The organism is Kribbella sp. HUAS MG21 (assembly GCF_040254265.1).
Taxonomy (GTDB): domain Bacteria; phylum Actinomycetota; class Actinomycetes; order Propionibacteriales; family Kribbellaceae; genus Kribbella.
Window position 1 is genome coordinate 3,917,817 of sequence record NZ_CP158165.1, and the last position, 14,217, is coordinate 3,932,033.

13 protein-coding genes are annotated in these 14,217 nt (G+C 70.7%); 8 read left to right on the plus strand and 5 right to left on the minus strand.

Features of this window, described 5'->3' with window-relative positions:
- Positions 1–31: 31 nt before the first annotated feature.
- Together ABN611_RS19255 and ABN611_RS19260 are read left to right on the plus strand one after the other, a co-directional pair.
- Complete coding sequence (locus tag ABN611_RS19255; RefSeq protein WP_350281272.1) at positions 32–1,471, plus strand: GuaB1 family IMP dehydrogenase-related protein; 1,440 nt, start codon at positions 32–34, stop codon at positions 1,469–1,471.
- A gap of 359 nt (positions 1,472–1,830) precedes the next feature.
- Positions 1,831–2,814 carry a LuxR C-terminal-related transcriptional regulator gene (locus ABN611_RS19260; RefSeq protein ID WP_350281273.1) on the plus strand — a complete coding sequence of 328 codons (984 nt, stop codon included), beginning with the start codon at positions 1,831–1,833 and terminating at the stop codon, positions 2,812–2,814.
- Here the strand turns inward: ABN611_RS19260 and proS are convergent.
- From proS to ABN611_RS19280, 4 genes are all read right to left on the minus strand, one after another.
- Complete coding sequence (gene proS / locus ABN611_RS19265; protein WP_350281274.1) at positions 2,811–4,238, minus strand: proline--tRNA ligase; 1,428 nt, start codon at positions 4,236–4,238, stop codon at positions 2,811–2,813. The genes ABN611_RS19260 and proS overlap by 4 nt on opposite strands.
- Positions 4,239–4,357: 119 nt before the next feature.
- On the minus strand, positions 4,358–6,574 hold the full coding sequence (locus ABN611_RS19270) for an NADP-dependent isocitrate dehydrogenase (RefSeq protein ID WP_350281275.1): 2,217 nt from the start codon (positions 6,572–6,574) through the stop codon (positions 4,358–4,360).
- 51 nt (positions 6,575–6,625) lie between these two features.
- Complete coding sequence (locus ABN611_RS19275) at positions 6,626–7,285, minus strand: pentapeptide repeat-containing protein (protein WP_350281276.1); 660 nt, start codon at positions 7,283–7,285, stop codon at positions 6,626–6,628.
- 123 nt (positions 7,286–7,408) lie between these two features.
- A complete protein-coding gene (locus ABN611_RS19280) occupies positions 7,409–8,245 on the minus strand; it encodes an ROK family protein (protein ID WP_350281277.1) in 837 nt (278 codons plus the stop codon).
- A gap of 78 nt (positions 8,246–8,323) precedes the next feature.
- On the opposite strand from ABN611_RS19280, the gene ABN611_RS19285 reads away from it, so the two are divergent.
- The 6 genes from ABN611_RS19285 (at position 8,324) to ABN611_RS19310 (ending at position 12,920) form a co-directional block, all read left to right on the plus strand.
- Positions 8,324–9,577, plus strand: a complete 1,254-nt coding sequence (locus tag ABN611_RS19285; protein WP_350281278.1) for a hypothetical protein — start codon at positions 8,324–8,326, stop codon at positions 9,575–9,577.
- Between the two features lie 70 nt (positions 9,578–9,647).
- Positions 9,648–10,166: a hypothetical protein gene (locus ABN611_RS19290; protein WP_350281279.1), complete on the plus strand. Its 519-nt coding sequence runs from the start codon at positions 9,648–9,650 to the stop codon at positions 10,164–10,166.
- A 48-nt stretch (positions 10,167–10,214) separates the two neighbouring features.
- A complete protein-coding gene (locus tag ABN611_RS19295; protein ID WP_350281280.1) occupies positions 10,215–10,898 on the plus strand; it encodes a YcnI family protein in 684 nt (227 codons plus the stop codon).
- A 2-nt stretch (positions 10,899–10,900) separates the two neighbouring features.
- Positions 10,901–11,410, plus strand: a complete 510-nt coding sequence (locus tag ABN611_RS19300; RefSeq protein ID WP_350281281.1) for a copper resistance protein CopC — start codon at positions 10,901–10,903, stop codon at positions 11,408–11,410.
- Positions 11,407–12,393 carry a CopD family protein gene (locus ABN611_RS19305; RefSeq protein WP_350281282.1) on the plus strand — a complete coding sequence of 329 codons (987 nt, stop codon included), beginning with the start codon at positions 11,407–11,409 and terminating at the stop codon, positions 12,391–12,393. The genes ABN611_RS19300 and ABN611_RS19305 overlap by 4 nt, the downstream gene beginning before the upstream one ends.
- A 41-nt stretch (positions 12,394–12,434) precedes the next feature.
- A complete protein-coding gene (locus ABN611_RS19310) occupies positions 12,435–12,920 on the plus strand; it encodes a MarR family winged helix-turn-helix transcriptional regulator (RefSeq protein ID WP_350281283.1) in 486 nt (161 codons plus the stop codon).
- Here the strand turns inward: ABN611_RS19310 and ABN611_RS19315 are convergent.
- Positions 12,917–14,128 (minus strand): MFS transporter, encoded by a 1,212-nt coding sequence (locus tag ABN611_RS19315; RefSeq protein ID WP_350281284.1) that lies wholly within the window; start codon positions 14,126–14,128, stop codon positions 12,917–12,919. The two genes, ABN611_RS19310 and ABN611_RS19315, sit on opposite strands and share 4 nt — an antisense overlap.
- Between the last annotated feature and the right edge of the window lie 89 nt (positions 14,129–14,217).

Sequence of the window (14,217 nt, forward strand, 5' to 3'; positions counted from 1 at the left end):
GGGTTTGGACACGGGCGGAAAGGGGTCTGGCATGCGGTTTCACCACGATCGGGAGCCGGCGGGGGATCTGACGTTCAGTGACGTGTTCCTGGTGCCGAACCGGTCGGCGGTCGCGTCGCGGCTGGACGTCGATCTGTCGACCGCCGATGGGACCGGGACCTCGATCCCGGTGGTGGCGGCGAACATGACCGCGGTGTCCGGGCGGCGGATGGCGGAGACGATCGCCCGCTGCGGCGGGCTCGCCGTGATCCCGCAGGACATTCCGGTGGACGTGGTCGCCGACGTGGTGGCGTGGATCAAGGAACGCGACCCGGTCCACGACACCGCGCTCACCCTGCCACCGACCGGCACCGTCGGCGAGGCGCTGAACCTGCTGCCGAAGCGCAACCACGGCGCGGTCGTCGTGGTGGACGACGGGCGCCCGGTCGGCGTGGTGACCGAGGCCGACTGCTCGGGCGTCGACCGCTTCACCCAGCTCCAGACGGTGATGTCCGGCGAACTCCTCACACTTCCGGCCGGTATCGACCCCGAGGCCGCGTTCAACCAGCTGCACGACGGGCGCCACCGGCTGGCGCCGGTCGTGGACACCGACGGCCGGATCGTCGGCATCCTGACCCGCCAGCGCGCGCTCCGCGCGACCCTCTACGACCCGGCCCTCGATGCCGACGGCAAGCTCCGGGTCGCGGCCGCGATCGGCATCAACCGCGACGCCGAGCAGAAGGCCAAGGCGCTGCTCGACGTCGGCATCGACGTCCTGGTCGTCGACACCGCGCACGGCCACCAGGAGCGGATGCTCGAGGTCGTCGAGCGGGTCCGCGCGCTCGGCCCGCGGGTACCGATCGTGGCCGGCAACGTGGTCACCGCCGAGGGCGTCACCGACCTGGTGAACGCCGGCGCCGACATCGTGAAGGTCGGCGTCGGCCCGGGCGCGATGTGCACGACCCGGATGCAGACCGCCGTCGGGCGCCCGCAGTTCTCCGCGGTCCTGGAATGCGCGACGCGGGCCCGCGCGCTCGGCAAGCACGTCTGGGCGGACGGCGGCGTCCGGCATCCGCGCGACGTCGCGCTCGCACTCGCCGCCGGCGCCTCGAGCGTGATGGTCGGCTCGTGGTTCGCCGGGACCTACGAGTCGCCCGGCGACCCGCACCGCGACAGCGCGGGCCGGATCTACAAGGAGAGCTTCGGGATGGCGTCGGCACGCGCCGTACGGTCCCGGACCGCGGACGACTCGCCGTACCAGCGGGCCCGGAAGAGCATCTTCGAGGAGGGCATCTCGACCGCCCGGATGTACCTCGACCCGGAGCGCCCGAGCGTCGAGGACCTGCTGGACTCGATCGTGTCCGGCATCCGCAGCTCCTGCACGTACGTCGGTGCGGCGAACCTGGCCGAGTTCCACGAGCGCGCCGTGGTCGGCCTGCAGACCGCCGCCGGCTACGCCGAGGGCAAGCCGCTGGACACCAGCTGGCTGTAATCGACTTCATCACCCCACGGGTGAGATCGAGGGCCTTACAAGATCATGCGGCGGGCGATGGTCACGGACCGCGATCGGTGGCAGGGTGTAGCCAACAGGGGGAGGAAGGGCACCGGAACCATCCGTCGGGGGGTCGCGGTTCTCGCTGGGGGCAGCGGAACCGGCCGACGCGGGGGCTCATTGTCACCGGTGTCCTGCTCGTGGTCGCGGGTGATGTTGCAGGGTGCTGCCGAGGCTTGGGAGGGCGACTCGGCGACCCGCAACACCACCCGCGCCTACTGCGGAACCCTTGCTTCGCGCGCGCGGACGACGGCATAGTCGAGTGATCGATACCGCACAGGGTGTGGGGAGCCGTCGTCGTGGAAGGGGAAAAGGCCGCCCCGCTGCGGGTTGACGCGGAGACCGCGATCATTCTGCGCGAGGCCTACCACAAGATCGAGGCACTGTTCCGGTCCGACCATTACGGGCTGTACGACTACGTCCGGGTGGTGGCCGGGAAGGTCGCGCATGTCGACGCCTTCTACGTCGGGTTCCTGCAGGGCAGCAGCCGGGTCCGGTACCCCTACGGGTACGACGACGGGCAGTACGTGAACCCGGACACCCACATCTTCGGGCCGAACGGGCAGACCGCCTGGCTGCTCAAGCACCGGCAGACCTACCGCTTCGCCTACGACAACGGGCTGGCGTTGCATGGCGGCGTACCGGTCGGGGACGCGAGCCGGCGCTCCGAGGACGTCGTCACGGTGCCGATCTTCCGGCCGGCCAAGGACGGGCCCGATCAGCTGTTCGGCATGCTGTCGATGCAGAGTTACACACCGCGGTCGTACGGCGACAACGCGGTGCGGGCGTTCGAGTGGTTGTGCGAGGTGGTGGAGCGGGTGCTGACCCGCGAGGGCGAGGACCGGGAGGCGTTGCGCCGGCTGCCCGCGGGCGACGTCGGGCCGAACCTGCTCACCTCCGACCACGTCATGGAGTACCTGACGCACCGGGTCGCGTCGATCCGGGAGATCGCCGCGGAGGCGCTGGACGAGCCGTATGTCAGCACGGCACTCCAGACACATCTCGAGCGGATCGTCGACGCTACCGAGCACATCCAGTCCGAACTGATCGAGATGCTGATGGAGACCGACGAGGGCCCGGAGCGCCGCTTCACCTCGCTGACCAAGGCGCAGCAGGGTGTCGCGCTGTTGCTCGCCGACGGTCTCGACAACGATCAGCTCGCCGTGGAGCTCGGCGTCAGCCTCAACACCGTCAAGACCCACCTGAGCGCGATCCTGCGCAAGTACGGCTTCCGGTACCGCGCCCAGGTGGCCGACGACGTCCGCAAGTATCTGGCCCGTTAGTAGGAGCGAGCCACATAGGCGACGAGGTCGGGTTCCTCGTCGTTCAACGGCAGGGTGCCGTCGGGCCGTTGCAGGCAACGGACCGTGACGCCCGACTCGCCCAGGCGGTCCTCGCCCTGCTCGCCGACGACGTCGTACGGCAGCGTCGCCCAGCCGGACGCGGCCGCCTCGATCGCCTCGTCCACCGTGCTGACCGCGGTGATCCGGCCGGCCTGACGAGCGGTCGCCTCGGTCAACAGGTGCGCCTGGTCCGCGTCGATCGCCGCCGTGACCGTCGCGGTGAGCTCGGCGAGCGGGACCGCTGTCTTGGGGGCGTCCGCGTCGGCCGTGGCACGCAGGCGGCGTACGACGGTGGCGACGTCGGCGGCCAGGTCGCGCGGGCCGAGTTCGACGCGGATCGGGACGCCTTTCAGCTCCCAGTTCACCGCGCGGCGGCCGAACGGCTGGTCGACGCGGTCGTCCACGTGGACCCGCAGCCCCGCGGCGGTCAGCTCGTCGGCGATCGTCCGGGCGGCGGTGAGCGCCTCCTCCTTCACGGCGAGTACGACGACCTGCACCGGAGCGACCGCGGGCGGGACGCGGAGGCCGGCGTCGTCGCCGTGCACCATGATCAGGCCGCCGACGAGGCGCGTCGTACTGCCCCAGGAGGTGGTCCAGGCGAGCTCGCGGGTGCCTTCGCTCGACAGGTACGAGATGTCGAAGGCGCGGGCGAAGTTCTGGCCGAGCTCGTGGGCGGTGCCCATCTGCAGGGCCTTGCCGTCGCCGGTCATCGCTTCCAGGGTCATCGTGTTGATCGCGCCGGCGAACCGCTCGCGGCGGGTCTTCCGGCCGGCGACGACCGGGATCGCGAGCAGGTCGACCATGACGTCGCGGTAGACGTCGTACAGGATCCGGGTGGCGAAGGCGCGGGCGTCGTCGGCGGTGGCGTGGGCGGTGTGGCCTTCCTGCCAGAGGAATTCGGTGGTGCGCAGGAAGAGGCGGGGGCGGAGCTCCCAGCGGACGACGTTCGCCCATTGGTTGAGGAGGAGGGGGAGGTCGCGGTAGCTCTGGATCCACTTGGCCAGGTACTCGCCGATGACGGTCTCGGAGGTGGGGCGGACGACCGCGGGCTCCTCGAGCTGCTTGCCGCCGGCGTGGGTGACGACGGCGAGCTCCGGGCTGAAGCCCTCGACGTGCTCGGCCTCGCGGTGCAGGTAGCTCTCGGGGATCAGCAGCGGGAAGTAGGCGTTCTGGGCGCCGGTCGCCTTGATCCGGCGATTCATTGCCTCCTGCAACAGTTCCCAGATCCCGTACCCGTACGGTCGCACGACCATGGTCCCCCGCACCGGCCCGTTGTCGGCGAGCTCGGCCTTGGCGATCACGTCCTGGAACCATCTGGGGTAGTCCGCGGCCTGCGAAGCAAGCACGGATCTGGTCGCTGTCATGCTCCGTGAGTGTAGGAGGGCCGCCGTACGGCGTGCCACGCATTTGACTGCGGACACACGAAGGGGACCTCGGACATCTGACCAGATGTCCGAGGTCCCCAGAAGGTGTCGGAGCTACCTCAGAGCGAGGCGAGAGCGTCGTTCCAGGTCTTCGACGGGCGCATGATGGCGGCCGCCTTGGTGGGGTCGGGTTGGTAGTAGCCGCCCAGGTCGGCGGGGGTGCCTTGGACGGCCAGGAGTTCGTCGACGATGGTTTGTTCGTTGGTGGCCAGCGTCTCGGCCAGCGGGGCGAAGGACTTGGCCAGGTCGGCGTCGTCGGTCTGCTTGGCCAGCTCCTGGGCCCAGTAGAGGGACAGGTAGAAGTGGCTGCCGCGGTTGTCGATGCCGCCGACGCGGCGGGTCGGGGACTTGTCCTCGTTCAGGAACGTGGCGGTCGCCCGGTCCAGCGTGTCGGCCAGGACCTGCGCCCGGGCGTTCCCGGTCGCCTGCGCCAGGTGCTCGAAGCTCGCGGCCAGCGCGAAGAACTCGCCCAGGCTGTCCCAGCGCAGGTAGTTCTCCTTCACCAGCTGCTGCACGTGCTTCGGCGCCGACCCGCCCGCACCGGTCTCGAACAGCCCGCCGCCCGCCATCAGCGGCACGATCGACAGCATCTTCGCGCTGGTGCCCAGCTCGAGGATCGGGAACAGGTCGGTCAGGTAGTCACGCAGTACGTTCCCGGTCACCGAGATCGTGTTCTCGCCGCGCCGGATCCGCTCCAGCGACAGCTTGATCGCGTCCACCGGCGCCAGGATCTTCAGTTCCAGCCCGTCGGTGTCGTGCTCGCCGAGGTACTCGTTGACCTTCGCGATGATCTGCGCGTCGTGCGCCCGGGTCTCGTCCAGCCAGAACACCGCCGGGTCACCGGTCGCGCGCGCCCGGGTGACGGCCAGCTTGACCCAGTCCCGGACCGGGGCGTCCTTGGTCTGGCAGGCGCGGAAGATGTCGCCCGCCTCGACGGCCTGCTCCAGGACGACGTTCCCGGAGCCGTCGACCAGCCGGACGGTGCCCGCGGCCGCGACCTCGAAGGTCTTGTCGTGCGAGCCGTACTCCTCGGCCTTCTGCGCCATCAGCCCGACGTTCGGCACCGAGCCCATGGTGGCCGGGTCGAACGCGCCGTTCGCGCGGCAGTCGTCCAGCACGACCTGGTAGATCCCCGCGTAGCTGCTGTCCGGCAGCACCGCGAGCGTGTCGTGCTCCTGGCCGTCCGGGCCCCACATGTGGCCGGAGGTGCGGATCATCGCCGGCATCGACGCGTCCACGATCACGTCCGACGGGACGTGCAGGTTCGTGATGTCCTTGTCGGAGTCGACCATCGCGAGCGCCGGCCCGTCGGCGAGCTCCGCGTCGAACGAGGCCTTGATCGCGTCGCCGTCGGGCAGCTCGGACAGCCCGCTCAGGATCGCGCCCAGCCCGTCGTTCGGCGACAGGCCGGCCTTGGCGAGCGTCTCGCCGTACTGCGCGAACGTCTTCGGGAAGAACGCCCGGACCACGTGGCCGAAGACGATCGGGTCGGAGACCTTCATCATCGTGGCCTTGAGGTGGACCGAGAACAGCACGTCGTCGGCCTTGGCCTGCGCGACCTGCGCGGCCAGGAACTCGCGCAGCGCGGCGACGTGCATCACCGACGCGTCGACGATCTCACCGGCCTGCACCGGCACCGACTCGCGCAGCACGGTGGTCGTGCCGTCGGCGGCGACCAGCTCGATCCGCAGCGCGCCGTCGGCCTCGATCACGGTCGACTTCTCGGTGGAGCGGAAGTCGTTCTGCCCCATCGTGGCGACGTTGGTCTTCGAGTCGGCGGTCCACGCGCCCATCCGGTGCGGGTGGGTCTTGGCGTAGTTCTTCACCGAGGCGGGGGCGCGGCGGTCGGAGTTGCCCTCGCGCAGGACCGGGTTCACCGCGGAGCCCTTGACCTTGTCGTAGCGGGCCTGGACCTCGCGCTCCTCGTCGGTCTTCGGCTCGTCCGGGTACTCCGGCAGCGCGTAGCCCTGCGACTGCAGCTCGGCGATCGCGGCCTTCAGCTGCGGGACCGAGGCCGAGACGTTCGGCAGCTTGATGATGTTGGCCGCGGGTGTCTTGGCCAGCTCGCCGAGCTCGGCCAGCGCGTCGGCGATCCGCTGGTCCTCCTTCAGGTACTCCGGGAAGACCGCGAGGATGCGTCCGGCCAGTGAGATGTCCCGGGTCTCCACGCCGACACCGGCCTGGCCGGCGTACGCCTGGACGACAGGGAGGAACGAGTACGTGGCGAGCGCCGGAGCCTCGTCGGTGTGGGTGTAGATGATCGTCGAGTCAGTCACGGGCCCACCTTATCCGGCGTACGACGCACGCCTACGTGGGCCGGATCACGCTCAGAGGTCGTCCGGGTGGGCCAGGGTGATTCCGGCCGCGGCGGTGACCGCGCTGGTGAAGGCGAGGGTGTCGATGGGGGAGGACGCAGCCACGGTCGCCCCGGCCAGCGAGGCGAGGCCTTTCGCGCCCTCCCAGACGCAGTCGACGAACACCGCCTTGGCCGCCTTGACCTGGGAGAACTCGACTCCGGACAGGTCGCAGCCGCGGAACACCGCGCCGCTCAGGTCCGCGGAGACGAAGTCGGCGCTCTGCAGCCGGCAGTCGGTGAGCTCGGCCTTCACGAACTTCGCGAACCTGAACGAGGCGAAGTCGAGCACGGTGTCGCGGACGGTGACGTGCTGCAGGTTGGCGCCCGGCGCCGCGAACCCGAGCATCCGCGAACCGGCGATCGCGACCCGGGTCAGCGCGGCGTCGGACCAGCGGGAGTTCGCGAGGTCGCACTGGGTGAGCTCGGCGTCGACGAGGATCAGCTTCTCCAGGTCGGAGCCCGCCAGCGTGCAGCGGGTCAGCCGGCACCCACCGATCTCGACGTGCTCGGCCTCCAGGTCGCTGAGATCCACGTCCTCCAACGACAGGTCCAGCAACCGCTCCTCGTCCTCGATCTCCGCGGGCAGCGTCGACTCGAGTTGGGCACGGAGGCGCGGCGTGGCGATCTTCACGCCACCGACCGTAGTGGGCGCCACCGACAGGTGCGGATCGCCAGGCCATCACAATCGCGGCTCCACCGCGGTCGCGAGCGGGGAGCCGCCGAGGTCGGCGGATTGTGATGGCCTGGCGATCGGTCAGACGCTGCGCAGGTAGTGGGCGGCGGCGCCGACGAGGGCGGAGTGCTCGGTGTCCTCGGTCGCGGAGGCGGGGAAGTCGAGGACGTCGGAGACCAGGTCGAAGGCGCCCGAGATCGAGCCGCCCAGGACCGTGTGGGTTACGTCGAAGCGCTCGAGCCAGGGGTGCAGTGCAGCGGCGAGGTCGGTGAAGCAGGCCCGCAACACCTCGTGGGCGGCGGTGTCGCCGGCGCGCGCCTGGTCGGCGATCTCCTTCACGCCGGGGGCCTCGGCGCCGGTCGTCTCGGCGTACCGGCGCAGGATCGCGCGGGCGGAGATCGAGTCCTCGAGCGGCATCCCGGCGTACGACGTCTTGTACAGCTCGCCGCCCGGCGGGACCGTGCCGCCCTCGCGCACCACCCGGCCGCCGGCGAGGAACGCCGTACCGATGCCGGTGCCGATCGTGACGCCCACGCAGCGCTCGACGCCGCGCACCTCGCCCGCAGTCCACTCGCCGACCGCGAACGCCTCCGCGTCGTTCATGAACTGCAGCCGCTCGATGCCCAGCGCCTCGCTCAGCGCCTCGCCGAGGTTGAACCCGTACAGCTGGTCGAACTTGCCCTGCCCGCGGTACCAGGCGACACCGGTAGCGAAGTCGAACGGCCCGGGCAGCGCGACCGCCAGACCGTTTGCCAGCGGCAACTTCCGCGCGGCCTCCGCAAGCTGTTCGACGACCTCCGCGGGCGGCTCCTGCGACGCGAGCTTCGCCCGGTCCACCTCGGTCACCTCCCACGCCCCCGGCGCCACCAAGGCCGCCGTCACGTGGCTTCCCCCGATCTCCAGTACCGCTACGTCCATCCGCACATCATTCCAGCAGACCAGTTCCGGTCGGCCCCGCAGCCTCTACGCTCTCGGTTCCGAGGAAAGGTGGTGCCTGTGGACGCTCCGGTCTCCGAGTGCGGTTTCACGTCGCCCGACGACGTCGACCCGGCGCCGCTGGCGGCGTACCGGGACAGCGCCGGGCGGCACTACGAGGCGGCGAGCGGGCTGACGGTCCGGTTCTCGCCGTACGGCGACCGCGGCGAGGACCTGGCGCCGTCGGCCGGGACGGGGGTGCTCGACGTCTTCGTGTGTACCAACATCGCTGTCGACGGCGCCGGGTTGCTGCTCGTCGACGGCGTCCTCGTGGCGGCCGGCGACGGCCGGTACCAGGTGGAGCTGCCGCCCGGTCCGCACCGCGTCGAGGTCCAGGGCGCCGACGCCTCGAGCGCCGAATTCACCCTTGCACCCGGTGAACGCGTCGCGTTCAGCAGCGGGCACGGGGTGGCCGTCCGGCACGAGATCGAGTTCTCGACGGAGCTCTACCGCGTCCAGCCCGGGTGCGACCCGGTACCGCGGCTGACCGGGAGGGACGCAAACACCTCCTCGATCGGGTGCACGGCCGCGCTGGCCGGGCTGCTGCTGCTCGTCATCGGCTCGATCCTCTCCTCGGTGGTGGACAGCCCGCTCCTGCAGGTCGTGTTCGCGGTCGCCGCTGTTGTCGGGGTGATCGGGCTGATCGGCGGGTGCGTCGCGGCCTTCCGGACGACCGGGCGTCTGCACAAGCGCGCGGCAGCGCTGCAGGTGCAACCGGTGTACCGGACCCGTCCCGCGCCGTCGGTGCACGTCGGCGGACCTGTCGCGTTCCCGAGCCCGTTCGACCTGCGCGACTGGTCCCACCGTCGCCGCGAGCTGGGAGTGGCGCTGGTCTTCGATTTGTACCTGTACCGCGCTGTGAAGGACGCCGCGGTCGCCTACGAGGGAACCGGCGAGGCCCCGGCCCTGGCCGCCGCGGGTGGGTTGCGGCTGTGGATCGACGGCATCGCCGCTCCCTGCGACTGGGCGGTCTGGTACTACCCGCTGCCGCACGGCAGACACAGCTTCCGGGTCGAGTACGAGGGCCCGGCAGGCGAGTCGGCCGAGCACACCTTCGAGTACGACGTACGCAACCCGGCGAGCCCGGCCGTCGTGCACGTGCCGGTGCGGGTCTTCCGGATCTGGGACGCCGGGGGAGGCCGCCACCTCGACCTGCCACCACGGATCGCGCACCGCCTGGCGCGGCGCCCGCAGCATCGCATCACGAAGTACAGCAAGGGTCATCCGGGTGAGGACGGCTGGTCCCCGCACCGGATCTGGCCGTCCGGCGCCTAGCGGGCGTGGATCCCTGACGGAACCCCGGCGCGTTCCGGTCCGTAGAGTGGCTGGGGCGAGGGGAATCGACATGGCGACCGAGAGCAGGACGACGTCCGTGGTCGCGGCGCTGAGCGTCGCGGTGGCGGTGGTCGGTCATGTGGTCGTCGGGGGCGGCGGCGTGCCGCTGGGCGTCGTACCTCCGTTGGCGGCGTTGGGCGGGGTCTGCTGGCTGCTGGGTGAGTACCTGGCGGGGGAGCGGGTCCTGACGGCGATGGTGCTCGCGGGGGTCCAGCTGTTCGTGCACGTCACCCTGGACTCGGCGACGATGCACCACGGCATGACGATCCAGGGCAGCCTGCTGATGACCGGGGTGCATCTGGGTGCCCTGCTGGCGGGCGTCCTCGCGATCGGCCGGGCGCACCGGTGGGTCCAGCGGGTGCTGCGGGTGTTCGCGCGACTTCTCCCGGAGTTGCCCGTACTGCGTCCGCTCCTGATCGTCAGCGTCGTCACAGGCGTCTTCACGGCCTGGATCCCGAGCAAGTCCCGCCTCGGTGCGAGCGTCTTCGGGCGCGGACCTCCCGGCGTACGAGCGCTGCCAGCTGCCTGAACCGGCCGAAATGCGCCGGATCACTCGCATGCCTCGAAAGGTTCCGTCATGCCCAAGAAATTCGTCCTGCGCGCCGGTGCGATCGCGGCCGCGTCCGCGCTCGTCGCGGTCGGCGCCGCAGGGCCCGCGTCCGCGCACGTCACGGTGTCGTCGCCGGACGCCAAGCCCGGCGGCTACGCGAAACTCGTCTTCCGCGTGCCGACCGAGTCGGACACCGCCAGCACCACCAAGCTCGTCGTCTCGCTGCCCAAGGACCACCCGTTCGCGCACGTCGGTGCGCAGGTGAAGGACGGCTGGAAGGTGGAGAAGAAGGAGGAGAAGCTCCCCGCCGCCGTGAAGGTCGGTGACGTCACGCTGACGAAGGCGATCACCACGGTCACCTGGACCGCGACCGCGGCCGGCATCCCGCCGAACGACTTCGACGAGTTCGCGCTGTCGGTCGGCAGGCTGCCGGAAGGTGTGGACGCGCTGAACTTCCCGGCCGACCAGACCTACAGCGACGGCGAGGTGGTGAAGTGGGCCGAGCCTGCCAAGGACGGCGCCGAGGAGCCCGAGCACCCCGCGCCGACGCTCAAGCTGGCCGCCGCGATCACGCCGGTCGCGGCCACGACACCGCAAGGCACGCCGGACAACCTGGCGCGCTGGCTCGGCGGCGGTGGACTGCTGGTCGGCCTGCTCGGCCTGGCGTTCGGGCTGCGGCCGCGGCGTGCCGCCGTACCCGTGGAGAAGTAGCCGTGCGCAGACTGATCGCGGTCCTGGTCGCGTCGCTGGCCGCGCTGGTGGTCTCCACCGGCGTGGCGGCGGCGCACGCCAAGCTCGAGTCGATGACGCCGGCCGACGGTTCCTCGATGGCCGCGCCGCCGACCAAGGTGGTGCTGACCTTCAACGAACCGGTCGGCGCCACCGGGACACAGGTGCAGGTGAAGTCCCCGAACGGCACGAACGTCGCGACCGGCGACGTCCAGGTCGTCGACAACACCGTCACCCAGCCGGTCGGCGCGATGATCGAGGCCGGGAAGTACACGGTCGAGGGCCGCGTGGTGTCCGCGGACGGCCATCCGATCACGATCAGCGGATCGTTCACGGTCACGCACATCGGCCATCCCGCCACGGAGCCGGCCGGCACCCCGGCCCAGCAGCCCGGCGACAGCTCGAACGTCGTCACGATCGTCGCGATGTGCCTGGTCATGCTGGTCGTGGTGGCACTGGCCGTGGTGATCGTCCGCCGTCGCCCCGCGGCATGAGACGCCCGCTCGTCCTCGGCGGAACAGTTGCCGTCGGCATCGTTGTGATGGTGGCGGCGCTGCTGGCCGCGGGCGGCGCTCCGACGCGGCCGGCGGACGGCCTGCCAGGTGCCGGGCTGAGCGTTTCCTGGACGGTTCCGGTACTGCGGATCCTCGCCGACGGCGCCGCGGTGGCGACCGGCGGCGCGCTGCTCGCGGTGCTGCTGTTCCTCCCGGCGAAGGACGGAAAGCTCGGAGGCAAAGCGATCCGCGCCTGCCAGGACGCCGCCCTCGCCGCCGGGATCTGGGCGGTCGCGAGTATCGGCGGGCTGATCGCGACCGCCGCCGTCATCCTCGGCGTCCCGTTGTCCCATCTCGCGGAGCATGCGGGGCCGGCCGGTCAGCTCAGCCAGGTGCGCGCGTTGGCGGTGGCCGTCGTACTCACCGCCGTACTCGCCGTGGTCCTCAGCGGTACGACGACACTGCGCACGGCCCGGTTGGCCGCCGTACTGACGGTCGCGGCGCTCGTCGGACCGTTGCTGACCGGGCACCGCGCGATCGACAGGGCCAGCCTGTGGTCGTACCTCGCGACCGGGTCGCTCGTGGTGCACGTGGTCGCCGCGACGGCCTGGGTCGGTGGTCTGGCCGCCGTACTGCGGTATGCGCGCTCGCGGGAAGCCATCGAGATCTTCAGCACGCTCGCGCTGGTCTGTGCGGTGACGATCGGGGTCACCGGACTGCTCACCGCCGAGATCCACCTCGACGGCCGGGGCGGCGGCTGGGGGCTGGTCACGCAGTGGGTGACGACCGGGTACGGCGTTCTGCTGCTGGGGAAGGCGCTGGCGTTCGCGGCGCTGGTGTTCATCGGGCGGCAGCACCGCCGCAGCACGCTCCCGCGGCTGACGGCCGGCGACGGCGCCGTGTTCCGGCGGCTCGCGGTCCTCGAACTGCTGGTGATGGCGGCCACGATCGGCCTGGCGGTGGCGCTGTCACGCACTCCCTGACGAGTCGGTGACATGTCAACAGGCGTCCGTACAATGGATGAATGGAGGAACCGCGGTGGCTCGACGAGCGCGAGGCGCGACTGTGGCAGGCGTACCGCGCCACGCATCGCGAACTGATGCGGGCGCTCGAGGCCCGGATGATCGCGAATTCGGGGCTGTCCGGCGCGGACTACGCCCTGCTGCACCCGCTGTCCGAGGCTGAGGACGGCGTCCTCCGGACCCGCGACCTGGGCCGCTCGGTCGGGTGGGAGCGCAGCCGGCTGTCGCACCAGGTCAGCCGTATGGAGAAGCGCGGCCTGGTCGCCCGCGAGGAGTGCACGTCCGACGCCCGCGGCTCGATGGTCCGCCTCACCCCCCTCGGCCGCAAGGCGATCGAATCCGCCGCGCCCGACCACGTCGACGCCGTCCGCACCTACTTCTTCGACCGCCTCACGCCCGCCGAACAGTCCCAACTGACCACCCTCCTCGACCGCATCGCCGCCGACCTCCCCGCCACCTGCACCACCCCGGACTGCGACGACACCTAGCGCAAAGCGCGCGCATGCACCCACCAGGCGAGCGGAAGTGCGATGAACACCACCGCCTGGATCGCGAGCAACGCCGCGACGATGCCCCAACGGTCTGCCACCAGGCCGGCTGCCAGGGCGACGAGCGCGAAGAGCACACTGCCGAGCAGCGACGCCAGCGAACCCATCGTCGCGCGTTCCCGGTCGGTGAACTCGCGCTGCAGCAACGTCTGCTGGGCGATCGTCGACATGCCGTAGGCCGGTGACCCCAGCAGCACCGGCGAAAGTACCGTCGGCTTGACCAGCGCCACGAGGTTCGCCACGTTGTCGAACAACTCACCGAACAGCAGAGTCCGGGCCGCGCCCACCCGGCCGATCACCCGACCGCTGACGCGGAACCCGACGAAGGCCACGCCATGGCCGAAGGTCCGCCACAGGCCCAGCGCCCAGAGCGGCCACAACCCGGCCACGAAAACAGGCGACAGTTGGGCCGCGCTTTCGCCGCTGTAACGAAGCGCCGACACCAGAGTCATCCGGCGGAGCACCGGATTACGGCGGATGCCGCGCAGGGCCGACCCGAGATGCGCCAGCACGTTCGATTCCAGCGGGCCGTGCACCCGCGGTTCCCGGACCCGCAAGGCGACGAGCACGCACAGCACCTGCGGCACGACCGACAGCACGACCACCACACGCAGCGACCACACCCCTCCTACAACGCCACCGATGGCTGCCGCCAGTGCGAGCGCGATCTGGAACATCGAGTTCACCCGGCCCGAGTGCCGGGGGAACTCCTCCTCCCGGCCGGCTTCGAGCAACGTGTCGTAGAGCAGCGCCTCGTTGTTGCCGCTCCAGAGTGAGGTCGCCAATCCCTCCAGCACGACAGCTGCCAGGAGCAGGCCGTAGCCGGCAGCGCCGGCGTACCCGAGATGGGCGGCCACCATGACGACGGCACCGGCGATCATCGTGCCGCGTCGGCCGAGGCGGTCGGAGAGCACCCCGGTAGGGACTTCGAACGCTGCCGAAGACAGCCTTTTCACCGCCAGGAGGCTGGCGGCGGCGGTGTACGAGCCGGTGACCTGCGCGAAGTAGATGACCATGATCGGCCCGTACATGCGGAAGTCGCCGAAGAAGTTGAACCAGCTCAGCAGGCGGACATTCAGGTTGACAGTTTGACCAGCGGACACAGCAGAACTCCCGGAAAGGCGAACGGAGACGCCGAACAGCGCCAAGGGCGTGTCATCTCGCCCCGGCGACCGGGAGGTGTGCTGACTGTGCTGCTACCCGCGCGGCGTTGAGCCTGCGACTGCGGTCACCAAGG